At 59.1% G+C, this 24118-nt stretch carries 28 protein-coding genes and 1 pseudogene; all 29 read right to left on the reverse strand.

The window, feature by feature from the left end; genetic code table 11:
* A partial coding sequence (locus AC3WN7_RS17040) for a phage tail tape measure protein (protein ID WP_102674430.1) occupies positions 1-1868 on the reverse strand: 1868 nt, incomplete at its 3' end.
* A 142-nt stretch (positions 1869-2010) separates the two neighbouring features.
* Positions 2011-2319, reverse strand: coding sequence for a phage tail assembly protein (locus AC3WN7_RS17045; RefSeq protein ID WP_102674429.1), 309 nt, complete (start codon positions 2317-2319; stop codon positions 2011-2013).
* Between the two features lie 11 nt (positions 2320-2330).
* Positions 2331-2834, reverse strand: a complete 504-nt coding sequence (locus tag AC3WN7_RS17050; protein WP_102674428.1) for a phage major tail tube protein — start codon at positions 2832-2834, stop codon at positions 2331-2333.
* 12 nt (positions 2835-2846) lie between these two features.
* On the reverse strand, positions 2847-4010 hold the full coding sequence (locus AC3WN7_RS17055) for a phage tail sheath C-terminal domain-containing protein (protein WP_102674427.1): 1164 nt from the start codon (positions 4008-4010) through the stop codon (positions 2847-2849).
* Positions 4011-4112: 102 nt separating this feature from the next.
* The gene (locus AC3WN7_RS17060) at positions 4113-4700 is read right to left on the reverse strand and encodes a hypothetical protein (protein ID WP_102674426.1); all 588 of its coding nucleotides are present in this window, start codon (positions 4698-4700) and stop codon (positions 4113-4115) included.
* Positions 4700-7009 (reverse strand): phage tail protein, encoded by a 2310-nt coding sequence (locus tag AC3WN7_RS17065; protein ID WP_102674425.1) that lies wholly within the window; start codon positions 7007-7009, stop codon positions 4700-4702. Before AC3WN7_RS17065 ends, AC3WN7_RS17060 begins: the two co-directional genes overlap by 1 nt.
* Positions 7002-7613 carry a phage tail protein I gene (locus AC3WN7_RS17070; protein ID WP_102674424.1) on the reverse strand — a complete coding sequence of 204 codons (612 nt, stop codon included), beginning with the start codon at positions 7611-7613 and terminating at the stop codon, positions 7002-7004. Before AC3WN7_RS17070 ends, AC3WN7_RS17065 begins: the two co-directional genes overlap by 8 nt.
* Positions 7610-8497 carry a baseplate assembly protein gene (locus AC3WN7_RS17075; RefSeq protein ID WP_102674423.1) on the reverse strand — a complete coding sequence of 296 codons (888 nt, stop codon included), beginning with the start codon at positions 8495-8497 and terminating at the stop codon, positions 7610-7612. The genes AC3WN7_RS17070 and AC3WN7_RS17075 overlap by 4 nt, the downstream gene beginning before the upstream one ends.
* Positions 8494-8820 (reverse strand): GPW/gp25 family protein, encoded by a 327-nt coding sequence (locus tag AC3WN7_RS17080; protein ID WP_043302559.1) that lies wholly within the window; start codon positions 8818-8820, stop codon positions 8494-8496. The genes AC3WN7_RS17075 and AC3WN7_RS17080 overlap by 4 nt, the downstream gene beginning before the upstream one ends.
* A gap of 13 nt (positions 8821-8833) precedes the next feature.
* The gene (locus AC3WN7_RS17085) at positions 8834-9064 is read right to left on the reverse strand and encodes a hypothetical protein (protein ID WP_219735594.1); all 231 of its coding nucleotides are present in this window, start codon (positions 9062-9064) and stop codon (positions 8834-8836) included.
* A 57-nt stretch (positions 9065-9121) separates the two neighbouring features.
* On the reverse strand, positions 9122-9682 hold the full coding sequence (locus tag AC3WN7_RS17090; RefSeq protein WP_102674422.1) for a phage baseplate assembly protein V: 561 nt from the start codon (positions 9680-9682) through the stop codon (positions 9122-9124).
* A complete protein-coding gene (locus AC3WN7_RS17095; protein ID WP_102674421.1) occupies positions 9649-10212 on the reverse strand; it encodes a hypothetical protein in 564 nt (187 codons plus the stop codon). The genes AC3WN7_RS17090 and AC3WN7_RS17095 overlap by 34 nt, the downstream gene beginning before the upstream one ends.
* On the reverse strand, positions 10205-10840 hold the full coding sequence (locus AC3WN7_RS17100; protein ID WP_102674420.1) for a phage tail protein: 636 nt from the start codon (positions 10838-10840) through the stop codon (positions 10205-10207). The genes AC3WN7_RS17095 and AC3WN7_RS17100 overlap by 8 nt, the downstream gene beginning before the upstream one ends.
* Positions 10837-11151, reverse strand: coding sequence for a head-tail joining protein (locus tag AC3WN7_RS17105; RefSeq protein ID WP_102674419.1), 315 nt, complete (start codon positions 11149-11151; stop codon positions 10837-10839). Before AC3WN7_RS17105 ends, AC3WN7_RS17100 begins: the two co-directional genes overlap by 4 nt.
* Before the next feature lie 2 nt (positions 11152-11153).
* Positions 11154-12149: a major capsid protein gene (locus AC3WN7_RS17110; protein ID WP_102674418.1), complete on the reverse strand. Its 996-nt coding sequence runs from the start codon at positions 12147-12149 to the stop codon at positions 11154-11156.
* 62 nt (positions 12150-12211) lie between these two features.
* Positions 12212-12556 carry a head decoration protein gene (locus tag AC3WN7_RS17115; RefSeq protein ID WP_102674417.1) on the reverse strand — a complete coding sequence of 115 codons (345 nt, stop codon included), beginning with the start codon at positions 12554-12556 and terminating at the stop codon, positions 12212-12214.
* Positions 12553-13701: a head maturation protease, ClpP-related gene (locus AC3WN7_RS17120; protein ID WP_102674416.1), complete on the reverse strand. Its 1149-nt coding sequence runs from the start codon at positions 13699-13701 to the stop codon at positions 12553-12555. Before AC3WN7_RS17120 ends, AC3WN7_RS17115 begins: the two co-directional genes overlap by 4 nt.
* Positions 13698-15182, reverse strand: coding sequence for a phage portal protein (locus AC3WN7_RS17125; RefSeq protein WP_102674415.1), 1485 nt, complete (start codon positions 15180-15182; stop codon positions 13698-13700). Before AC3WN7_RS17125 ends, AC3WN7_RS17120 begins: the two co-directional genes overlap by 4 nt.
* On the reverse strand, positions 15182-15388 hold the full coding sequence (locus tag AC3WN7_RS17130; protein ID WP_027923826.1) for a phage head-tail joining protein: 207 nt from the start codon (positions 15386-15388) through the stop codon (positions 15182-15184). Before AC3WN7_RS17130 ends, AC3WN7_RS17125 begins: the two co-directional genes overlap by 1 nt.
* Before the next feature lie 54 nt (positions 15389-15442).
* A complete protein-coding gene (locus tag AC3WN7_RS17135; RefSeq protein WP_102674414.1) occupies positions 15443-17449 on the reverse strand; it encodes a phage terminase large subunit family protein in 2007 nt (668 codons plus the stop codon).
* Between the two features lie 3 nt (positions 17450-17452).
* On the reverse strand, positions 17453-18052 hold the full coding sequence (locus AC3WN7_RS17140) for a terminase small subunit (protein ID WP_102674413.1): 600 nt from the start codon (positions 18050-18052) through the stop codon (positions 17453-17455).
* 470 nt (positions 18053-18522) lie between these two features.
* Positions 18523-18969, reverse strand: a complete 447-nt coding sequence (locus AC3WN7_RS17145; RefSeq protein ID WP_102674412.1) for a DUF1737 domain-containing protein — start codon at positions 18967-18969, stop codon at positions 18523-18525.
* A gap of 128 nt (positions 18970-19097) precedes the next feature.
* Positions 19098-19424, reverse strand: coding sequence for a phage holin, lambda family (locus AC3WN7_RS17150; RefSeq protein WP_409077328.1), 327 nt, complete (start codon positions 19422-19424; stop codon positions 19098-19100).
* 516 nt (positions 19425-19940) lie between these two features.
* The gene (locus AC3WN7_RS17155) at positions 19941-20498 is read right to left on the reverse strand and encodes a hypothetical protein (protein ID WP_492575330.1); all 558 of its coding nucleotides are present in this window, start codon (positions 20496-20498) and stop codon (positions 19941-19943) included.
* A gap of 12 nt (positions 20499-20510) precedes the next feature.
* Positions 20511-21068, reverse strand: coding sequence for a prolyl hydroxylase family protein (locus AC3WN7_RS17160; RefSeq protein ID WP_102674409.1), 558 nt, complete (start codon positions 21066-21068; stop codon positions 20511-20513).
* 815 nt (positions 21069-21883) lie between these two features.
* A pseudogene (locus AC3WN7_RS17165) lies at positions 21884-22258 on the reverse strand (antiterminator Q family protein); the annotation flags it as partial.
* A gap of 13 nt (positions 22259-22271) precedes the next feature.
* Complete coding sequence (locus tag AC3WN7_RS17170; RefSeq protein ID WP_102674408.1) at positions 22272-22592, reverse strand: hypothetical protein; 321 nt, start codon at positions 22590-22592, stop codon at positions 22272-22274.
* A complete protein-coding gene (locus tag AC3WN7_RS17175) occupies positions 22564-23892 on the reverse strand; it encodes a tyrosine-type recombinase/integrase (protein ID WP_102674407.1) in 1329 nt (442 codons plus the stop codon). Before AC3WN7_RS17175 ends, AC3WN7_RS17170 begins: the two co-directional genes overlap by 29 nt.
* Positions 23889-24098 (reverse strand): hypothetical protein, encoded by a 210-nt coding sequence (locus tag AC3WN7_RS17180; protein WP_102674431.1) that lies wholly within the window; start codon positions 24096-24098, stop codon positions 23889-23891. Before AC3WN7_RS17180 ends, AC3WN7_RS17175 begins: the two co-directional genes overlap by 4 nt.
* Positions 24099-24118 lie beyond the last annotated feature (20 nt).

Below are 24118 nucleotides of genomic sequence, written 5' to 3' on the forward strand. Positions count from 1 at the left end.
AGCCCACCCACCGCGCCACCGTAGCCCTCGGCTTTTTCATCCTTGGTTTTCGCATGCTGATAGGTGTCCGCTATTTTCAGGCCGCTACCGATCAGGGCCAGAGGCCCGAGGCGTTTCGCCACGGTGAGTCCCCTGGACACCGCGCCACCGATGGGCAACTTGCCCTTGCGGCGCTTGCCGAGTCCATCCTCCAACCCGCCACCGACGTCGTCGGGGTTGGTGACAAACACTCGCTGCACGATGTCGGACTTGCCGCCCACCGAACCGCGCGCGAGGTTGACCAGCCCCCGACCGATCTTCAGCGCAGCCCAGGCCTTGCCCAGCACCAACGCTCCGGCAGCGAGTGCCGCCAGGCCCAGCACCGCCTTGGGTGTTTCCTCGGACAAGGCGGTCAAACCACGCGCTGCTGCCCCAATCCCGGTGGCCAGCGCATCCGTCGCCGGACGCAAGGCATCCCCGATGGCCCGCAGCGAATCGTTGAACGCCTGACCGGTTTCAGCCCAACGCTGTGACGAGCCTTCCCGCCGCTCGCGCAAGTTTTTGTCGAGAATGTCCTTGCGTTGGCCGTTGGGGTCCGAGGCATCCCTTTTCAGGTCCGCGTAGAGTTTCTTGTTCTGCGTGTACGCCATCAACGCGGTTTTGACCTGCATATCGGCAAACACGTCGCCAGTACGCAGGGTCGCGGCCAGGGCATCGGCCATCACCTGTGCCTTGGCCGGGTCCGTCTCCTGGCTGATTTTGGTCAGGCCCTGATCCATCTGTTTGGCCTTCTTCGGGTCGGTCTTTTCCACGTACCGGCGGGCCAGTTCGAAACTGGCTTCAAAGGTCGACAGGCCCTTGCCAATGGCGGCGTTCATCGAGCCCTGATAGTCGATCCCGGCATCGGCATAACCTTTGACCGTTTCCCCTGAACCGATTTTCGCGACCCAGTTTTTCAGGTTGTTCGCTGCCTCATCGGCGCTGCCGGCACTCTTGATTTGCACCTGCAGCATGGCGCCCAGTTGGGTGACCGCGTCCTGCCCGGTGATACCGCTGCTGGCCATCTGCGCCAACAGTTCCGGAAACCACTTGGCCATGTCGGCCGCTTCGAAGCTGCCTTGCTGGCCGAGCAGTGCGACCGACGCCAGGGCCTGTTCCACTTTTTTCGGGTCGGAGATCTTAGCGTTGTTCTGCATCGCCAAAATCATTTTTGCCGTGTCGGTGCCCGACGCGCCCTGCCCGACTGCAAACTTCGCCGCCACCGGGGCGTACTTCAGCGCTTCAGTCAGATCCATCCCGCCGCCAACCAGTTGGTTTACCAGCTCGGCCACCTGGGTGTTGGCCATGCCGGTGTCTTTTGAGGTCTGAACGATGTCGCGGGCGGTGTTCATTTCCTGCTGGGTGTTGGCGGTACCGGACTTGATCGCGATGTCACGAATGATCGCCTGAAAGTCCGCGCTGATTTTGGTCGGCACGGCCGCCAAGGTGGTACCGGCCACCGCCGTGCCGAATCCGCTGCGCAGGCTCTCCCGCCCCTCTTCCAACTGCCCCATCCCTTTGGCCTTGAACTCGGCACTGCGCACCACCTTGCCCAGCGCTAGGTACTCCTGACGCAGGCGTCCGACCTCGACACCCTGCTTGCGCAGGCTGTTGGTGTTGGTTTCCAGTTTGCGTAGCAAGGCATCGGCGTTGGCCGCCCCACTGTCGTGGGCTCTTTTCCATTCATCGCGCAGACGCATGGTCTCGCCGATGACTTTCTGCAAACCCTTGGCGCGGGTGGTTTGCGCCTCGAGCTTTTTCATTTCGCCGCTGACGTTCTTGAAGGCGGCGCCGAGGGAGGAATCGACGGCACCGCCAATCACCAGCCCGAGCGAGAGTTTGTTCGCCATGCAGGTTACCTGTGTGCGACGGGATTAGGCTCAGTCCGTGAGCCACCAAACCATCTCGGAAAACGACAACCCCTGAATCTCGGCCGCTGAAAAGTTCAGCTCGATGGCCAAGCGTTTGGCCAGGGCCTTTTGCAGTGCGGAGTTAAACCCCGTCATCTGCTCCCAGACGAAAATAAGCGGTCTGCAAACGACGGTAATCGCGCATCAGCAGCCCCTCCAGATCCGCACGGCCGATGCTCGCCAAGCTGCAGAACAAGACCATTTCCTGCTCTTCTTCGTTGCTACCGCCCTGCAGGGTGGCGGCGCGCATTTCGCGCACCGTCGGTTCGCGCAGGGTCAGTTTGTCGACCTGAATACCGTTGGCCTGGCTCGCCCGGGACAGGGTCACGGTGGCGATGCCGCTGCCCAGTTGCAGCCACTTCGGCAGGACGTTGTCTTTCGAATTGCTCATGGTGTTACTCCTTACATGCCCAGGGCAGACCGCACGGCGGCCAGTTGATCGGTGCCATCGATGACGCGGATCGAGTTGAGGGGATCGATTTCAAACATCACGCTGCCGTCGATCTCCAGCTTGTAATAGGTCACCGCAACGGCGTACTTGAACTCGCCCTTTTCGCCCGGCTTCCAGTCCCCCGGATCGACTTCCTTGAGGCTGCCACGCAGGGTGGCGATCACCGCCTTGACCGAACCTTTCTGGCCCTTGAAGGCTCCGCGGAACGAGGCGTTGAACGCGGTCAGATCAGCCTGACCAAAAAACTTCAGCACCTCGCGGCGCACGCCATTGGTAATGAAGCTGGCCTCCAGTTTTTCGGTGCCCATGTCGATCTCGACCGGCGCATCCATGCCGCCCGCGCGGTATTCGTCAGTCTTGAGGGTCAACTTGGGCAGGGTCAGGCTCGGCACGTCGCCTTGCAGGCTGATGCCGTCCACGAACAGGTTGGTGTTGTAGAGCACTTCAGGAATCATAAAACGGCCTCCTTAGGCAGCGGTGTCCAGCACTTCAGTGATCCACTGATCGGTCACCTCCACGCGGAAGTTCGGGTTTTCAGCCGGCGGCACATCGGTGAACCGGATGTTCCAGTACACCTTGCCGTCGCTGAGTTCGCTGGAGGTGTTCAGCTCTTCGTCGGCATAGACCTCAAAGTTGATGATCGCGCCCTGATTCTTCAGGTCGCGCATGAACGCCTGCAGGCCTTCGGTCACGTCCTTGACGTAGGTCGCAGTGATCGAGCGGTCGACGGCCCACTTGTGCGCGTAGAGGATGGCGTCCATGACGATATCCAACGTGCGCACGCGGGTGACGAACTTCCATTTCGGGTCACTGGACAGTGTGCGGTTGCCCCACAGGCGATAGCCGTCATCACGAATGATCGTGGTGATGTTCGCGTTGTTCAGCACGTTGGCCCGGCAGGAGGGATCACCATCAAGAAACTCAATTGGCCGCGTGGTGCCGGTGATGCCGACAAACTCCTTGTTCGACGGAGAGGCCCAGAAACCGTAGGTGGCATCGGTCCAGGCAAACAGGCCGGCGGTCCAGGCCGACGCCGGCGCGTTGACCGTGGCACTGATTCCGGTGTCCCAGAACTGCACGCCCGGATCGACCATGTAGGCGTGTTTGCTGCCGAAGTTGCCGGCGTATTCGATGGCGGCTTCGTCGGTGGTGTTCGGCCCGTCGAGGATGGCCATGGCCCGCATCTTGTCACCCAGCGCCACCAGCTCAGTCGCCACCACCAGCGTCGCCGAATACCCCGGAGTCACAAGCAACCGTGGCTGGGCGTTGAACTTGCTTTTGCCGTTGAGTAACGCCTGCATGCCGGTACGGCTACCGTCGGCCCAAACGCCACCGATGATCGCGGACAGCTGCTCGGCCGGGTCGTCCAATAGCGGCACACCGACAGCGACAATCACCGTCTTCGACCGCTTGAAAATGGCCTTGCAGTCCTGGGTGATCGCCGCATCCGGCCCCCAGGCGGCGACCGCTTCGCTCTCGCGGGTGATCAGCAGCAATTCGTTGGCCGCTGCGGTTGCCGGCGGCCCCACGGTGAAGGTGTTGCACAGGCCAATGATTGACGCGGACGGGGTGGCGATATGCCGGGCGCCGGTGTCCACCAGGGTCACGGTGACGCCGTGAAAGAAACTCATAGAGTGATGCTCCAGAAACGAAAAAGCCCCGCATAAGCGAGGCCGTAGGGATGTGCAGTGACGTGCAGCATGGAAAAGAAAACGCCCCGGCAATGCGGGGCGTCAGGACGCGGTGCTGGTCAGACCGTCCGGCTTTAACGGCCGTTTATCACTGGCTGGAAAGTCTGGCGAAAGAGGCCAGGCCCGCAGTTCATTGCGGTAGGTGCGCCAGGCAGATTCCGTGCTGAGCGCAGCCGGGTCAGCATCCAGATGCTTGTCGATCTCTCGGCCCGCCCAGTGCAGTTCATTTTCGATCCACGATCGTTCTCGCCGGCTCTGTAGCGCCAGATCGAGCGCGGCATCTAATACCCAGTCGAGACCATCCCAAATATAGGCCGAACTCGGTCGCGGCAAGGTCGTCAGCTCGGCCGGTAACTCGCCCGGCATCGAGTGCGTCACCTCGGCACCATCGGTGGTGCGGAAAACCACGCCACGATAGTCAGGCACCACGCCCCACGCATTCTGTTGCCTGACGACCACCTGCTGCTCCGGGGCTTCAGGCGGCGCCTCCAGCGTTGCGCCAGCCGGTAGACCGCAGCCGCGACTCACATAGATGTCGTGCTGTCCGAGGTATTCACCAGTGGTTTCGTTGAAGGTGTAAACGTCGATCCACCCACTCTCATCAAAAAAGCCATTCACTAAAGTAGTCATCAATACATCCTGCAGATGTAGTTGTAAGCCACGTTACGCATACGGGTTTCCGTACTCACACGGGCAACCGCCGATGGATTGAAAGTTACAGACATGTTGCCCGTTGTACTGACTCGTGGTGCAGCGGGTATATCACTCGTCATGTAACCCGTAGCCGTAAATACGCCGGTCGCGGTATTCACCAGCAACATCGAATCATCGTCCTGTAGCCTGAGTTCACCCGTCATGTTTTGTAGCGTGTCGAGTTGAAGGCTCAACACGGCACGCCCAGAGTCGGGGTCGATTCCGCGCCCGCCATCCAGACCACGAATCGACTCGGCGCGCATGTCTGGCAGGAAGCCGCTGGGATACACGGCTGCCAATGCCGGGTACCACTCGACATTGAACGGCTGCCCCCCCATCAAAACGCATTTGTCGGGTGGCGTAGCGGTTGGCCATGGAAACGGCACGCCGACAGGAAGCGAGAATATGGCAGCAGGATCAAAATTGCTTTCGGTCCAGATCCCCCCGAAATCCTGCGCATCAACCTGTATTTTTATTTTGCCCGAGGCGTTTTCATAGCCAATGTAGATTTTATTGGCGTCCTGACCCGCCACCCCACCTTGCTGCACGGGAGTGAAACCCAGTGCCGCCTGGTACGCACCAGGGTTGAAGTTACTCGTGTTCCAACCCGTTACCCACTCACTGAATTCATATCCCTCTGGGGTCTGAACTGCGCCTCGGGTATAGGTTGTACCGGAGTTATAGCTGGTGATTTGTTGCCAGAGGGTGTCTTGACTGACTGCAACCAGCATGGGGGAGAATTGACCGCCGGCAGGCATGTTCAGGCTGGTGTTCACCCGGTAAATGCCCACGGTGGTGATTGTGTTTAGATCAGTGCCGTCGGGAAGGACAATCCCCCCGTGACCGATGCCATAAGCACCCGTGAGCAATACATGACTTGGGGTGTCATCTTGGGGAGAGGTTTGTTTAACCAGATTGGTTGAGTCCCAGATGCTTTCCCATTCGCCCCAAACACCGGCAGTCAAGGCCCGGCGGTGTAGGGTGTGGTCGGCATTCCCATAAATCTCCTGGAAGGCGTATTGACCTGGTGTAATCGCCGAGACGCGAACCCAACCCTCATAGATCCCGCCTCCAGGCCCTCCTATGCCATTGCTGATGAAATAGAGGGCCGTTTCCGCGTTCAAGCCACCGATGTCAACATCACTGACCGCATAGGCGGGCCCGCCCCAGCCGAACGCTCCGACCTTCATCAGCGCATCAGGCGTTGGATCGTGGAGATAGGTTTGAGCATCAGCGGTCGCGGCGGTGCCCAGCCCGAGGTTATTCCGGGCCTCGACCACATCCGCGACATCGGCCAGGTTTTCGCTGGCCGCCAGGGCGTCGGTGATGCCGTAGCCGTCCAGGGTGGTCGGGTTGGTGCCAGCGATCACACGCCCAAGGGCATCGACGGTGACACTGCGAAACGTGCCCACACCGCCCCCACTGCCGCCTGCGATCATTTCAAACTGCAAACCGGTGGTGCCGAGGGTGATCGGCGCATCGGTGACCAACTGCCAGAGGCTGTCGCCGTTGGTCGTGCCCTCCTCGACGTGGATAAACAACCCCGGGGTCACTTCCAGGCTGTTGTCGGCATCGGCGGCCCGCGTCCAGCCTTCGGCGCTGACGACATAGAGGCCATTCTCTTGGGGCAGCGCCTGGGCGGTCACCAGCACGCGATCACCGGCGACCACGGCCACGTCATCGATGGTCTGCACATTGCTCAGGGCAATGGCGGCGGTCGCCGCCACCCGCGCTGACTGTTTGTGATCCAGCTTGGCCAGCGCTTCGCTGATCGCCAGGTCGACGTATTCACGCGTGGCCAGCACCACCGCCGGGTCGATCTTCAGCACGATGTTCGCCGAGCTGCTGACGATGAAGTTCATCCGCACGACCTGGGTCTTGCCACTGCCTTGGTCCAGCAACGGTTTGTAGCTCGGCGCGCAGTTGGCCACCGCCACCAGGTCGCCGTCGACATCGTACAGGCCGATCTCGCGAATCCACTCACCGCCCACTTCCGGCGGAATGATCTGCTCGGTGATCACCGTGTTGGGGTTGGCCGGATCGACGCGGATCTGGTTGATCGGCGCCCGGCGCCATTCGTTGATCAACTGGGTCTGCAGGCGATCGGGAATCGGGTCGGTGCCGTTGGCATCGCCCAAGCCCATCTCGGTGAACATCCATTCCAGGCCCATGGCGATGGCATTGGCGTGTTTGGCTTCGCCGACTGCCGTGAGAATGGCAAAAAACTGACTGGTCTTATCAATCATAGGGATAAACGTCCAAAGTATCGGTTTCATCGACGCAGAGCGCCGGGCAAAAAGTGCCGGTCACGTCGATGTCTTGCGGGGCCGGGGGGTACACGTCGATCTCCTCACCCTCTTGCACGCACACGGCAATGCCCAACACCCCCTCGGTCTGCAGACTGAGCGCCAGGTTGGTCATGTGCCGGCTGACCGGGCGGGCGTCGTCGATCAACCATGCCAGTTCCTCGTACAGTTCTTCGGTGATGCCGGCGTCATTCAGGCCGACCTCCAGAGCGAAGGTGCCGGGCACGCCTTCCGGCACGGTGTCGAACCATTCCACGACGTCGATCAGGTAGCCCAAGGGCTCGACCACCCGACGCAGCGCCCCGATGGTGCCTTTGCGCGCGTGCACGTCGTACGCCGAACGGATTGCCGTGCGCTTGGCCTCCTGGGTCCAGTTGTTGTTCCAGCGGTCCACCGACCAGGCCGAGGCCAGGTACGGCAACAGGTGTTCAGGGCAGGTGTCGGCGTTGTACAAACTGCGCAGTGGAATCAGCGTGTTTTCGTAGTTGGCCGCTTCCACGGCCAACTCCAGCGGCGTGCTGTTGAGGGGTAGCTGACTGCTCATGTCAGACTGGCTCCCAGCACCACGCTGTAGCCCGTGCAGTACGCCGCCTCGGCCTTGCTCGGCCTGATGTCGGTCCAGTCCAGCAGCTCGACCCGGGCGATGCCGGGAACGTGCAGTTGCGCATCGACGCCTGAACGCGCCACTTCCAGCCCCAGGCGACGACGCGGGTTGATCCACTCGCTCAGGCGTTTCTGGCTTTCGGCTAGATAGGCTTCGTTTTCCGGCCCCGGTGCCTGCGGGTACAGCACTGCTTCAATGTGGTAATCGATCACCACGGCGCTTTGCACCGTGAGCCGATCGGCCACCGGCCGCACGTCCTCGTCATTGAGGTGCAGCCGGACCTCTTCCAGCAGTTCTGGCGAGGCCGCGCCGCTGCCTTCCAGGCTGAGCACGGTGACCACCACCACGGCCGGTGACGGACTTTCCGCCGTGGCATCGGCCACCAGGCCCGAGGCGTTGCGCGCGTGCAGGATGTAGCTGTTGCGCGGCCCCGCCGTGGTCAGCCCCTCATATGACAGCTGCACCCGCTCGCGCAGGGCATCGTCCTCTTCGAACACCTGCGGCGTCGGCGGCACCGTGCTCGGATCTCCGGCCTGAATCACCAGGCGTTGCAGGTTGACGTTGGCGGCCAGGTGATCGAGGTCGGCCCGCTCGGCATGGGCCAACAGCAAGGCCTTGCCCGCGTCGTTGACCCGCGCCCGGTTCTGCAAAGCGCCATACGCGGCCTGCTCGATCAGCTTGAGCACCGGGTCGCTTTCCAGCTCCGCGCTCCAGTTGTCGCCCATGCTCAGGCGGAAGGCTTCCAGCTTCTCCTGGTAGACCACCTCAAAGTCGAGGTCTTCCAGCACTTGCGGCGGCGGCAGGGCCGCCAGTTCCATGGTCATGCGGACACCTCCAAAGTCACGTCGCTGCCCAGGTACTGCCCGGTCAGCTCAAAGGTGATACGCCCGTCGAGGATGGCCACGGCGCGCACCCGGCCCAGTTTCAGGCGTGGTTCCCAACGCCCGAGTGTGCTGGCTACCTCCGCCTGCACGGCACTTTTCCAGCCGTCATTGACCGGCAGGTCGACAAAGCGCCGCAGCTTGCTGCCGTACTCCGGGCGCATGCGCCGGCTGCCCAAGGGCGTCGACAAGATGTCCTCGATGGACTGGCGCAGGTGATCGAGGCCGGAAATCAGCTGGCCGGTGCGGCGATCCAGTCCGATCATCCCGATCATTGGATCAGCCCTCGACCGCGACAAAATCCTTGCGGCCCTGCAAATACTCGAGCGCGACCGTGTCCTCCGAGGCCACCGCAACCTGGCCCTTGTCCACTTTCAAGGTGCGCCCGGCCTCCAGCAGAACCAGCACCCGCGAGGTATACAGCGTGTCGCGGAAGGTACAGAGCGCGGCCGGCGTGGCCGGGATCGGCTCATCGCTGGCTACCGATACGTCCTTGGTTTTACTCGTCATGCTTTTTCTCCAGACATGAAAAAGCCCGCACGCGGCGGGCTGAAGGTGAATGTTCACTCAATGCGAGTGGTTGCTGCTGTTGCCCCCGGCATCCATGATCGTGCCGGCGCCGCTGATGTCGCCGGACACGCTTAGCGCACCATCGATGCTCACCTCACCCACCAGGGTGATCTGGCTGGCCGTCACCCGAACTTGATCCGGTGTCACTTCAAACTGCGAGCCACCGACCGTGATGGTCGCGCGGCTGCCATTGGGCAGGTCAATGCTGTAACTGCCGGCCTGCCAGTCGTAGACCAGCGAGCCGCCATCGTCGAAGTACCAGGCCTCGACGTGATCGCGGTTGTCCGGCGGCGTTCCGGCGTTGCCATACAGCCCCGGGATAAAGGTGCCCAGGGTCGGATCACCGCTGGGGCTGAACAATGCGCCCTGCTCCCCCGGACTCGGCGCCCGCCAGTGACGGGCCTTGCCGGCGGCCAGGCTGTGCCAGCGCACCCAGGCACTGACCCAGGTACCGGCCTTGACCCGCACCCGGCCGGCCATCAGATCGATGCCGACCACCACACAAGGCAGCAGCATTGCCGCAATCATCCGGTCGTGTTCAGCGCTGGCGTATCCCATGCCAGATCCTCCGGCTGAAAGTAGTGATCTTCATTGCCGGTACCGGTGCAGCCGTCGACGTTCAGGTACAGCGTGCCCGGAGGTTCGACCGGCCACAGCCACTCGACTTCGCCGAGATAGATCTGCTGAGTCCACTCCACCATCCACACGGTGTAACCATCCAGTTCCGGCTTGGTCCAGTCCTGGCGCGAGGCGACGAACTGCGCCTGTTCGACGTTATCCAGCCCCCAAGTCTGCGCTCGCAATAGCACCGCGATCTGTGCCGCCAACTGGGCGCCCAGTTGCTGATGACGGGCTAACTCAGGCGCGACAATGACCCGCGCTTCAAAGCGCTGAACGAGTACCGTTTCACCGGTACCGATGTCCTGCCCGGGTTCAAACTCCACCGGTTCCAGGAACACCGCCGGCAGCGCCACCCGATCCTGAATGTCCGGACAGGTCGCGACAAATCGCACCGTCGGCAACGCTTGGCGGAGGTGTTCTTCGATGGCAGCGTACAACGCATCCAGCGAAAAGGCAGGATCAGACACGGGTGCTCCCCTTCAGGTATTTATGCAGTTCAAAGTTCATCTCTTGCTTGAACACGACCAGCAGACGCTCGTCGGCCTTGTTGGCCCAGGTGTAAAACGGACCTTCAACGTCTTCGAGCGAGACCTTGGCCTTGGCCAGTGGAAAGCGATCGTCGTTTTCTGCGATCCAGCCCGAACTCGTGCCGCCACCCGCGGAGGCGGTGCTGCCGGGATAGTCATCCGGGTTGAAATGTTTGCTGGAGGTGCGAATCCAGATATCGGCCTTGTTGCCATACACGCGTTTATAAAACGCGCCCTGATAACGCCGCCCCGCCACCGAGACACCGGCCTTACCTTGACGGGGATTCCCTATCCGGCTGGCCTCCATCGGGTTGGTGCCAAACCAGAGTTTGCCCAACTGGCCTTGGCCTTTGATGGGGTAGCTGCGCAGGCGCTGACGGACTGCCCGCACGGCAATCCGCTCCTGTTTGCTGACATCGCGCGCCATGTGCGTGGCCAACCAGCCCAACGTCTTGTTGATCGCCCGCCGTTGCGCCGCGGCAACGGCCTTGGGCATCACCTTGGCCAGCTGTTCAAAGGCCTGCATATCGTTGGCCGAAAGTTGCAACGTCACCGGAACGGCACTCATGCTTTTAACCTCAGAGACAAGGCCACGAGGCCATCACCCGCCGGCTCAAGGTGAGTCAGGGTGTACTCGCCGCCACCGTCCAGGGCGGGCAACTCTATGTGCACCGTCTGTGTTTTTTCCACGCCCTGAGCATCGGCCACTCGGATGTGAAAACACGGATCGCGCAGGCCGGTGTTCAAGCGCCCGACCTTGGGCTGCAACCAGGGTGCCGAGAACATGCCCAACACGCGCCGACCTTCGATGTAGCCAACGTCGGCCAGGGTGTCGAACACCACGCTGTCGATCTCCGCGACCAGGTCCCGAAAGGCCATGGTCAGAGCGTCAGCAGGATCTGCGCCCGTGGACGTGTGCACAGGTGCAGCGGGTTGGATTGGGCTTCACCGGCCATGCCCTTGTTGAACGGCAATGGCTCCAGCTTGCTGTAATACGGCAAGCCTTGGGTGTTGGCGGTTTCCATGTAGTCCGCCGGAGCAAAACAGGAGATGTACAGATCCGGCACACCTTCAGGAATCAACAGCGCTGTATCGTCATGGATAAACGACACGCCGGCGATGCGCCCGCGATAACGCTCCCAGACAATGCCGCCCAGCTCGAAACTATCACGCGCATCACCACGCAATTCCGCGGCCTGGATCGTATTGAGGTAGGTTTCCTCTACCGATTTGTGCGTGATCAGCTTGTTCCAGAAGTTCTTGCCGCAAAAGGCCCGCGCGCCCGAGCTGGTGACGCTACCCAGCTCATCGTCCTGCATGTCCAATGCTTCGGCGCACTTGACCCGGATCTTGGTGGCCGAGTCATTCAGGCCCATGGACAAGCTCTGTTGTTGCACACCAAACGCCTGATAGATGTTCAGCAGGACCGTCGAGCCATCCGCGTCGAGCACCAGGCCATTGAGCGCGCCCATGCGCTGAAATTCATGGGTGGCGTCGAGCTGACGCTTGGCTTTGCTCAGGCGCGTATTGACTACGCCCTGCACAGCCTGCAGCTCGGTCGTCGTACCAAAGGCACGAATGCCCTGAATCTCGTCGGCCTTGATGGTGAAACGCTGCGGCAGGTGCACGGTGTTAAACGGGATCATCTGACGCTTGCTTGCACCCACGACCAGACCCGAGGTGCCACGCTCACCCGCCGGCACCAGCGCCAGGGTGTTGCCGTCCTTTTCGATCTGCACGGTCAGAGTGCTGATGCCTTCCTCGCGAAACAGACCCAGGCTGCTGATGCGACCCGGCAGGTATTCCTGCTCGTTGATTGCCGCCGTCAGCGAGGACACAGAAAAAACATCGTCGGTAAAAATACCAATATCGGCCATGAGAGAACTCTCCAGAAAGACAAAACCCCGCACAAGGCGGGGTTGGAAAAAGGGGGACCGACTTAGCGGGTGATGACGAATTGAGCCGCCAAGGCGACCTCGGCATCAGCGTCAAAACCGGTCAAGTGCATCTCGCTGACTTCGGCCAGCCGCACCACCGCGCTGGCTCGACGCTCCTCGGTCGATTCACCCAGCGGCCCGTACAGGATGCAGGTCGCTACTTCCGAACCATCGGTGGCGGCGGGATCGTAAGGCGCAAACTCATTGGTCGCGGTCACCAGCCCCAGCACTTGGCCGGCATTCAAGGCGGGGCCAGCGGCCACCAGAATGGATTCACGAGAGATCTTCCCGGCCCCCTCAGAGAGCAGAAACTCGCCAGCGTGTAGCGTTTCGTACTTTACGGTCATGCTCGTGCTCCTTTTGCACTGTTGGATTGCCCCGCATGGGCGGCCTGACGGGCTGCCCAAATTGAAGGGGGATCCGGTTGTTTCGCCTGCACCTTCGGCGCTGGGTCATCATTGAGGGGCAAGCTGTTGTCGATTTCGAAGCCGTTGCCGCTGCTGACGATTTTGTCGAACAACCGCGCGCGTACCGCGGGAGCATCCAGTCCTGCTGTCACATACTCGACGCTGAGTTCTGGCAGCCGTGCCGCGACACACAGGTCATGCACCGCCTTGGCCCGGGTCAGACCCGCCTGGACGATCTCCTCGCTTTCAAGCTGGGTCGAGCTGAGGAGCGGCGCGATCAGGTTACTGATCCCCGCCTCTGCACAACGCTGAGTGATCATCAACGCCAGCTTGGCCGAGTCGACGGCAGGCGCGAGTGGATCGTTTGGCTCCACCTCCGGAGCCGGATCGGGCGCCTCATTGAGCTGGGCCAGCAATTCAGCTGGGGTGTGCTGGTAACGCTGCATCACCCCGCCCTGCCCCAGACACGCCTTCACCTGCACTCCATCGCCCACCTCGTCGGCCAACCCCAAAGCCACCGCCTCACTGGCGGTCAACCAGGTTTCGGCGGCCACCAAACCTCGTAATTCCACCTCATCGATGTCCGGTGCCTTGGCCTTGTAGGCCGCGATAATCGCCTCCATGGTTTGATCGAGAACATCGGCCACTTTACGAAAGCTATCGGCGTCGCCAGCCGCGTACGTCCACGGGTTATGAATCATCAGCATCGCGTTGGATGCGATCACCACCTTGTGTGCACCGCACACCGCGACACTGGCCGCGCTCGCGGCCAAGGCATCGATCCGTGCCGTGCAACGCTCGCCCAGCCGTGACAACGTGTTGTGCATGGCCAACCCGTCAAACAGGTCGCCGCCGATGCTGTTGAACGCCGCGATCACCGGCGACACCCCATCATCCACGGCGCGCAGATCCTGCATAAACTGACTGGCGGTAATGCCCCAGGTGCCGATCTCGCCGTACACAAAGACTTCAATCACCCGCTCGGTGGCTTCGCCGCTGGCGTGCACGGCGTACCAGCTTTTGTCCTGCACCTGCACCCGCTGGCCGGCCCTGTTGTAAATGCGCGGAGGCGTGTTTTTGCTCATGTTTGCTCCTTGTCGTCGAAAGCCTGAAGCAGTTCGACGAGAGTGCTGTAATTGAGGCCCTTGCCCCGAGCTCGTTCGGCATCAGCGGCGTTTTCTTCGTCTACCGTTTCCGCGTCATAACCGGTGCGCAGGACCATCTCGCTGCGCGAGGCAAAGCCTGCGTTAACCTCCATCGTGCGTGACTGAACATCCTGAACCGGATGGATGTAGGCCCACCCTTGTGGCACCCAGCGCGTGCGCAGGTACTCACGACGGCGCTGGGTGTAGTCCGGCAACAGCACGGCACCGCTGAGCACCGCCATGTCCATCCAGGCTGCCCGCACCGGGCGACACAACTGGTGCACATACACACCAAATTGCAGTTGCTCCAAACGACGCCGGAACTCGGTGAGCACCACGCGCAGTGCGCGGTCATTTACTTCACGCATGTCGCCAGTGAGGATTTCGTACGGCATCCCGGCGCCGGCCGCTGCCGCCATCAATTGCTGACGCATGAAGTCCGCATAGTTGTTGCCCGCATCCGGCGGCGTGGAAAACTCGACCTCCTCGCCGGGCAACAACTCCTGCATGGTCCCGGGTTCCAACGCCACCATGGGCGTGAAACCGTCCGAGGCCAGGTTCAGCGGCGCACCGGTCACCGGGTCCACCGGGGTCTGGATGTCATCCGGCGACGGTTTCTTGATGAAGCCGGCGAACAGGTTGGCCACCTCCTGGCGGAACAACACCGCATCGTCGTAGTTGTCCAGGCTGCGCAAGCGTTTGAGCACCGGTGACAAACGTGGCAAGCCACGCAGCTGCCCTGGCTCAACCGGTTCAAAAATGTGCAGCACCTGACTGGCCGGTACCCGCACCAACTGGTTGTACCCGCTGTTCAATGAGGAGACATCGCCGGGATGCGAACGGTACATCCAGTACGCCACCCGACGGCTGTCCGGACTGAACTCGATCCCGGCGCGGATGATGTTGCCGTTGCGCGCCATCTCAAACTTGTCGTGCGGCACAAACTCCGGGGTTAGCACCTGCAGTTGCAACGGCACCACCAAGCCTTCGTCAAGGCTGCGTGGCCGCAAGCGGATAAAACATTCGCCGGCTGTTTCCACCGTCCGAGCGATCAATGCCTGTTGCCCATAGAAGTCGGTCAAGCCGTCGGCATCGGACTCTTCGGTCCAGTCGGCCCAGAGTTCCTGCAGCAGATGCCGCAGCTCATCGTCCTGAGTTTTCGGCCGTGGCGTGATGCCAGTGCCGATCAGATTGCTGACCCGTTTATCAATGATGTTGAAGGCGTACGGATCGTTGCGCACCGCCGCGCGGGAGCGCGAACGCAGGTTGCGCAGCGCCGGAATGGCAATGCTGTTGAAGCCGGCGTCGGGTGCATCCCAACTGGCGGAACGACGCCCTTCGGCGGCCCCTTCATAACTGGCCTTGATATTCGACGGCATCAGGAAACCGCTGCGGCCCAAGGTGGGAAACTGACGAGCCATTACAGTCCCTTGCCTCCATGGTAAAGCCGCACGATGCGCGACCGAGGACCGGCCGCTGCGATCAGCGAGCTGCGAATTTCGTCGCGTGCCCTGAGCAGTTCGTCGATGTCGCGGTACTCAACGTTGCGATCCGCGTAGCGCACGATTTTTTCACCGCGCGCGATTGCCTTCTCGACCGCATCGAGTTGCTGTTGGGTAAAGGCCATGGGGATTCGCTCTAAAGAAGTAAACAACGTGGTGTGCAACTGCGCGCGTCCCACTCAGCGTCGCTTGAGGTAGCCACTGCTGGAGCTTCGACGCTGTGGGGGGCGTGCAATCAGCATCGGTGCCGCTGCCGGCTTGGCCGGTAGTGATACGGGATCGGCAGGTTGCTGCCGCGGTTTCGCCGGGGTGCTAATACGCTCAGCCATGACGGCCTTCTCACCCGGTGGCGCCGCCTGAAACAGAGCATTTTTCACCCGCTCCCAGTCGTGTTCCTTGTAACGGTTCAGTCCCAGGTAATGCGCCATCGCTAGGCTGTACACCATCAAATCGAGCGCCTCGTTGCGTTCCGCCTTGCCCTTGACCCACTCGATTTTTTTGTAGCCTTTGACGTAGCGAGTCACCTTGCGCTCGGCCACGCACTGGGCAAAAAAGTCATCCGGCAAGTCGTTGGCAAAGTGCAGTGCACCAGGGCCGTCCTCCACCGGATAGCGGTTGTAAATCCAGTCCTTCGCGGTATCGGTGCCGACAAACCACAGCTCCACGCCCTTGCGTTCGGTCAGGCCTTTCCAGGTGACATCCATCATCGATGGCCGCTGCGCAATCACCGGACGACCCGGCTTGCTCGCCCCCTTGACTGCGAAGATGTTGCGCCAGCGCCGTAGCCGGCAGAATTGGTACACCTCGTCGGTGTGGTTACCGCCGGAGTCGATGCCCGCTGCCCGGATTGTCAGCTCCGCGCCACACGGATGCGGGTAACGCGCCTTGAGTTTGTCATCGAGCACCGCCCAGGTTCGTTCGTCGGAGGGGTCGCCCCAGATCACCTGGTAGTCGATGATCCAGCGCTCCATGCCGGCCCCCCACCCGACCACCATGAACTCCAGCCGGTTGGCCTGAACGTCGACCGAGGCCGTGAGCATCAGCACGGCGGACGGCATTGACCCCAGCCCGTAAGTCTCCAAGCGTGCCCGAGCCATCAGGACATCCGCTTTGGTTTGCTCTTGGGCGCTGTCCCAGACCTTGGCCAAACGGGTGTTATAGAACACCTGCATGGGTTCCAGATCACCGCGAGACATGGCTGTTTTGGCCTTCTCGAACTGCTTGGCCAAGGAAGTCCAACCGGTCCAGCCGGGCGGCGAGTACAACGCATTAAGGTTGAAACCGACGGTTTCGCCATCGCCCTTGGCATGCGCGCGCCATTCGCCCTTGGCCAACATCTCGCCCTTGTGATGTTCTTCGATCAGGACATCACAGTCAGGCCCGGCACACTCGTAGTGCGCCAGTTGGCAATCCGCCGAGTAATGCAAGCGCTCCCATTCCAGGACTTGCATGTGCCCGCAGGTCGGGCACGGCACATAGTAAAAACGCTGGTCGCTGGTCTCGAACAGATCGGCAATGCGCGAGGCACCCCGGATCGTCGGCGAGCTGGAAAAATAGAACTTGGCGTTACGGCCAAACGTACTGCCCCGGGTTTCAGCCAATTCAATGGGGTCGCCCTCCTCGCCAACGTCCACCACCCAGCGATCCACTTCATCGCCATAGATGTACCGGGCCGACAACTCCGACAGGTTCGCCGCCGAGCCGGCAGTGGTGACGTACAACGAACCACCTTCGAACTCCTTGGTGTCCATGGTGTTGCGCGCATCACGCGAACGGTTCGCCGCCACCCGTTCGCGCAGCACTGGGGTGGCCTTGATGGTCTTGCCGATGCGCGACGAGACTCGCTTGGCCAACCCCAGACTGGGCAACAGCGTGAGAATGTTTGACGGCGCCATATGGATCAGGCCGCCAATCCAGTTCAAGGCGATTTGGGTTTTCATCAACTGCGAGGCCACCATGGTCACCACGCGTTTGCACGGATGTGCCGGCGACAGACAACGCATCGGTTCACGGGCATACGGTGTTCGCGCCGTGCGGTACTGCCCGGGCTCGGCGGCCCCCGCATCACGCGGAATACGCATGAACTCGTCAGCCCACTGATCGATCCAGACATCAGGCTCTGGCCGCAGCCCGCGGAAATACGCCTCCCGGTACACCGCTGCACCGTCGGGCATTTCCGCTGACATGGATTAACTCGCTGCAGTCAAAGAATGAATGAGGTCTGTCGAGGACATCCGTTCAGCATCGTCCAGCACGCGGCGCAATGCCGCGGTGAGGTGCTTTTCGATTTGCCAGTGATCGCTCATGGCGGCTAGTTCAGGCGCCAACTGTGGCGGCATGCCCAGCAACAGATCCCGCAACATCCGCCCCGTCGTGTACGCCGCCGTTTTAACCGCTTCCAGCTCGACATGGGCGCCACGATTCTTGTGAAACTCGCTCTCCGTCAGACGTGACTCATAGAACTCGCGGTAGGCACGGGACTCCTGAAAGTCAGGTATGCCTTCGGCGGACAATGGTGCCTGGAGCGAAACAGTGGTTGGTGGTTCGTATTCGATGTGAGGGGCCGGGGTATTTCCTTCCGGCCTGCGCTGAATTCGTTCGCGCTCGTGCCGTGCCGCCACATTGGCTTTGCTCGGATCCGCGGTGCTGAACAGGAGTCGGTCCGTTGCCTCGACATCCACCATGCCGTCCGCCATCAGAACCAGGCGTCCGCTCTTGGCCAACTTCGACACATAGGGTTTCGACCAGCCCTGGCGCGTGGCGAACTCCGCTTTGGTGAGTGCTGTCATGTCCATGCCTTTCGGTTAACCCGGCGGAGCCGAGAGTTAACCAACTAATTCACTCGGTTAACTCAGGGTTAACCGCTGGAGAGCCACAGCCCGCTTGGCTTTCAGGTGTTCTGATAGCGACTGAAGGAGTTAACCAACTGTTTTGCTCGGTTAACTCCTAAGTTAACCGCTCTGCAGGCCACGGCCCGCGTGGCTTACAGATGAATCAGGGGATAGCCGAGTTAACCTGGTTAACTCCTAAGTTAACCGCCCTGTAAGCCGCAGCCCATAAGGCTTTCAGCCCGGTTAACCAAGCCAGTTAACCAGTTAACTAAGCTGGGAGGGCTGCCGCTAACGCGTTTGCGCGAGTCTTATGCCCCGTGTTCCTTGAAAGTTGCCAGGGTCCCCGATGGATTTGGAGACCTCGAAGATCCCGCGCCGGTTGAAGACCGCGTTTGAAACGGAGGCAGTCGAGATCGCTTGTTTGAAGCTCATGCTGATAGCGCTGCAATCTGGCGGGCAATCTCGTCATGGATCAATTTGGCTGACCAGGTATGCGCGACGAGGTCGGTACCGACTTCCAGCATCGCGGCGTCACCCTCGACGGGAATGGCTGGTTTGTCACTCAGGTCGTTGTAGCTCCCCGAAAAATTCGAAGTCCCACTGCCTGTAGCAACACGAGCAGCGGCGGCATCGACGCTCACCAGCACCGCCTTGCCGACATCCGAGGCGTCCGTAATGTTGTCCGAGGTGATGTCGCCTGGCGCACCACTGGTATTGCTCGTTCCCTTGACCACAGCCTGAAGCACTTGAAAGCCTTCCGTGATGGAGACAGGACTTCCATACGGCTGCCAGCCATCAGTAATGGCCTGTGCCAGTTTGGCCACCAGCTCTTCGGGAGTGTTGGTGACGACAGTGTCATATTGGGTGTAGGCCATTATCTAAAACTCACGATTGAATTATTGAGCGGTGAAAGGCTGACATGCAGGCGACTCACCACAATGGATGTGGCCCGTAAAGGTATAAGCCGTCAGGAGCACAAGAGGTAGCACCCAAGGACATAGCTTCACTGGGTCGAATCTGATTTGGAAAATTTGCTTTCAGCAATCCGATCTGCCCAGTGGGCGATTTTCTTTACCCCAAGGAAACCGACCCAAATACCGACCGGCTGGGCCAACGACGGCGATAAGCCCATCAGCTCAAAACCCCAGATAATGCTCAGGGATAGCAGGACGCACATGGGGCCCTCGATAAGTGCATCCTTCCAGGTGCCGCCGGAGTAAAACACTCGCAGCACGGTCATGCACAATGACAGAAGTGCCGCCAAAATCGTCTGCGAGTGCTGACTCAGCCACGTGAAAACAATGGCCCAGGTATCTGGTTTATCCGGCATGGACAACATCTCGGCGCGTTCCCGATAGGGAGTTGAGGTATCAAAAGGTGGCGCTCTTCGCTGATGGGAATTCCAAAAACAAAGAAGCCCCGCACAATGGCGAGGCTTTGGAGCAGCAAATAAAAAGCCCGACGCAATGGTCGAGCGCTTCTATGGTGTCGCGCTGTACAGCTGAACACGTTGCTATAAAAGCAGAGCTATTCCATATGGACAACTGTTTTTATAGGTATTCGGAAAATCCTATTTTGCTTGCGAAATCGACATCACTTGACCAGTCATATTCACCGGTGTGCATGAGACATTCATAACGGCTGATAACGACCAGGAGCGGACGTTAGAGTCTGGTAAACATCTCTGCCCCCAATCCATTCCGGATTGAAGCTATTAATGGCTATCAATGGGTGAAACGGTGCTGGGAGCATTCTCCCTAGCGCGATGCGTGTAGAAGCTGCTTGGGCCTTCACAAGATCAAGTATCATAAGGTCATTATTCAATAACGTCCGAGCCCTGAGACTTTCAGGAGAGTCTGGCTCTGTAATGGAGTAATAGTGTACAGAGGTAGTCTTCATTGAGTTGTGCGCGCCAATGCGGTGTGATAGCACCGTAGAACATTGCGGCATCGACTGATGTCATTATCACGTCGGTAGATTCGGTTGGGCTACCAAACGAAAGATATGGCTTCGAACTATCACTGTCCACTGTTGAATCGAAAAGACGAAACCCCACCGTAAGCTCGCACTCATCTCTGTCATAATGACGTAACAAGTTTGCCCCTCGGCGATAGTAGCTGGCAAAGGAGTACAGCGAATTAAGTCGTACGCCGATAATCTCGCTCGCAAGTGGCTCTATCTCCCTGAGCAAAATTAGCCCGAAGCTGTCATCCCTAAAATAGAGCCTGTCAAGCTGGTGGAGCCTATCAACCTGAAAATTTCCAGAAAGTAACTGTTGTGAATAATGCTCCTCTGCTTTAAGGATAGTGGCAGAATTTAAAATAGCCCGAGCTACAATTACCTCTGGAAATCCAGTTACACTATATCTCTCGATAAATTCAGGATATTTAGTAAGCAATTCCATCATCTCCTGCAATCAAATCCAATGTATCTGCGGAATTGTCAACCATGCAACAACAACGTACTTAATCCCAGAACTTACCGGCCTTGCTGAATGAATAATATCAGATGCAAATATTAGCACTCGACCTTTTATTGGTATGATAACGTCTCCCAGTTCATCAAGGCATGTCTCGCCACCAACAAAATCATCATTCAGATAAATTATAATGGTGAAAATACGATCTTCAATAATACTATTATTATCGCGATGCGGAGTAAAAAAACCACCCGGACGATATCTAACTAACTGAGTTCCATTTATGCTCAGCCTTGATTGCTTTTCGAGCTTTGATAAAAACTCAAAAGCAATATCTGAAAGTATCTTGTCAAATTCGCCGTAAATACGAAGGTTGTTCTTGCGTTGAAGAACATCTGCATTTCTATGTGAGGACTTTACGCCACTCCATATTTCACTTGCCTCAGCAAGCTGTATAACCTCCGCACCTCTCCAATTTGACGCTTTTTTAAGCACCTTCAACCAAGCATCACAGATGCTTGGCTCGAGCGAGGACAAGAGATTAACCGGGTTCATTACCGAGGTGCCGGTCCGAGGTTTGGAATGGGAAGGTCACCAACAGTTACGTCGGTTGAATTCAATTCGGGATATATTGCAAGAATTAGGCTGCCGAGCGTATGGTCTTCAACTTTCACCTTATATTCTCTAAAGAGTCTTGAGAGAGCGGCTCTTATTTCCAACTGTAATCTCGGCTGAGAGCGGATCGCAGTGCGAAGTGCAAGAATATCTTTCAGTTGCTGAGTTAATTGGTCTGACATGCTGAAATACTCCAGATAAGTACCTTGTTAGCTGCTCACAATTCTCGATTATTCAATTCCAGTAGGCTTAAAAACTATGGATCCATTTCAGATTAGTCGTGACGACCCACGAGTCAAGGCTCCCGATGAAGGAATCTTTTTTGCCCCCCACCCGCGATGATATGTGGACATACGACCGGCAACATTGGGGGACTCGCGGCGGGTAGTGAACGGCAACTTCGGGTCCAGGCTGTGTAAAAACGCAAGCATCGTCTTGAAGTCTGCGTTGCTACGTAAAATCTGTCGGCGTTGGTTCTCAGGCAGCCCGAGATTTTACGTAGAAGCACGATTTTCGTTCCGATCTCAACTGCCAACCTTGCTCTAAAACGTTTTCACAAAGCCTGGGTCGAATGCGGCTGCTCGTCACTAAGACGTGGCCACTCAAGCCTCCGCAAAAGATAGTCAATACTGATGCAATGCCTGGTCAGGTGGTATGCATTTGGGGGGCAAGTCGGTGCAATTACCAGCTGTGATTTCGACAGTCCCTAAGAATGGGCTATCAGAATGCTTTCCCGTATATCTTGTCGCCCCCCCATCTTTGATACTCTCGAGAACGCAATCAATCCAAGCTACTCCGGCCTTCATTAGCTCCCGAGCTTTCCCCTCGCTCACGTGGTGATACCGACCGACCCGAACTGCCGGCCATTTCGCCCCGAAGTACAGCCAGACAATATCCCCCATCTGCTGATCACGTTTACACAAGCGAGCCAACGCGGCATCCACGACACAGGCAAGCTCGTCGGTGATGCAGTACGACTTGGCAGGCGACGGCATTGCATCGCGCATCAGTGCCAACATGGGCGAGGCATAGCTGGGGATTCCCCTTCCATCCATACGCCACCATCCCCATTGCTCTAGAAGGTATTCCGTTTCGCCTAATGGATGCAGCGCTGGTTTTCGAATCATCATGTGTAGTTACCCCTCAGTCCCCGGTGAAATTCGATCCGCCGGCACCGCGACGGTTGTTCTGTTGGTAGTACGTGGCCGGGCCTGTTATCGATGGCCCACGCTTCAACACCTCAATTTCGCGCTGAGCCTGCTGCAATTTGAAGCTCAACTGGGTAACTAACTCATCCGAAGAAAGCACCAACCTGCTGCCCCGAATAACCCAACCTGAACCGTTGCAAGCAGTACAAATCAACTCATAAAACAGCCCTTTCACTACCGCTTTCCCCTTACAGATCGGGCAAGGCTCTAGCTCGATACGCTGCCTCTTAAAGCCAAGCCCCTGCCCTTTCTGCATGTTTTGAATCCTCGCCTATGGTTGATTCTTGAATAGCCTTGCAGCCCTTGCCCTGTAAGGCTTCCAGCGCAATACCGGAATCTCCAAATCTAACGCCTGTCTGCCCGTGAATACGCTTGAAGCCGCGACTGTCTAGCATGTAGTGCCACCTCGTTAAGGCATCACGCTTGCGACTCATCACGTCGGACTGGATGTACACTTTCACGTTGTGCCCCATCGCGTGGTTGATGAGTAGCTCACCAATCAAGTGGTCAATACCAATGTCTGCCCAGCCGGTGCGAGCCAACTTGCGTAAGTCGTGACTAGTCCACTCGCCTTTGCCAAGGCGGGTGAACACCGCACTGGCCTGCCCTTCGCTCAGCGCTTTGCCATTGCGCGCCGGGAATAGGTATTGGCCGTCATAACCACGGGTGGACTGGATCTCGCGGTACTGGATCAACAAGGCACGCGTTTGATCCGTCAGCGGTAGGTGATGCTCTACACCGGTTTTTGTGTGCTCGGCGGGAATGAACCACTCACCTTCCGCCAGGCAGATATGCGACCAGCGCGCCTGTCGGGTTTCGCCGATCCGCGTGCCGTGGCAAAGCATCATCAGCGCAAGCATGGCATCCAGTGGCGTCATCACCATGACGTCAGCCAGTTGCACCAGCAGCCCTTGCAGCTGCACGCCGCGCAAGCGAGACGGCTTGATCCCAACCTTCGCCTTGGAGAAGTCGTTGAACCTGATGCTCGCCATCGGGTTGAACGAGATGTGACCCAGCTTGAACGCTTGACGGAAGGCCAGGGCCAGCAGTTGAAACACCGAGCGCACGTAGTCGATGGAAATGCTTGCCTGCAATGGCCACATGAGCTGGCTGTCGAGGGTCGCCTTGTCGATGGCGGCCAACGGCAGGTCGCCGAGGCGCGGAATCAGGTGGCACTTGATCATCGAAGCGCCGGTCTTCTTGCGCTTGCTGGACAGGTTGCGATCACGCGCCATGCGCTCGGCGTACCACCCAATCAGCTCTCCGGCAGTGAGCCACTTGGAAAGGGCCGAGCCTTCTTCGGCAGCAACCCGCAGGCGGACAGTTGGCAGAGCCGCAACCACCTGCTTGGTGCTCAGCTCCGGAAATCCACCAATACGATGCCAGGCGCGCTTGTTCAGCAGATACCAAGAACCGCGTGCACGGTTTTTCGCGAATCGAAAGTGCAACGCCGGGTGACTGGCATCGCGCAGATCGCGGACGTGCAGCTTCTTGGCGTTTCGATCGATCTCGGCGTCCGACAGCTTCACCGTCAGGGTTTTCACCAAGGCCGTCATACTCGGGCACCAGTAGACTCTTCAAGGTCAACAACCTCGAACGTGGTAGGCCACATCCAGGCGCCGTAGCGCTCAGCCATTGCCTGGTCAACGAACAACGCCAATGCATGATCGGGAGTGCTGCCCAAGTCCATTTTGAAAGAGCAGCAGAACACGGCAAACCGATAGTTCGCCGGATCCGGAATAGCCAAGCGGCGATCAGGTATCTCCAAAAAAATCCCCATGC

The sequence above is a fragment of the Pseudomonas sp. FW305-70 genome, from assembly GCF_058783925.1.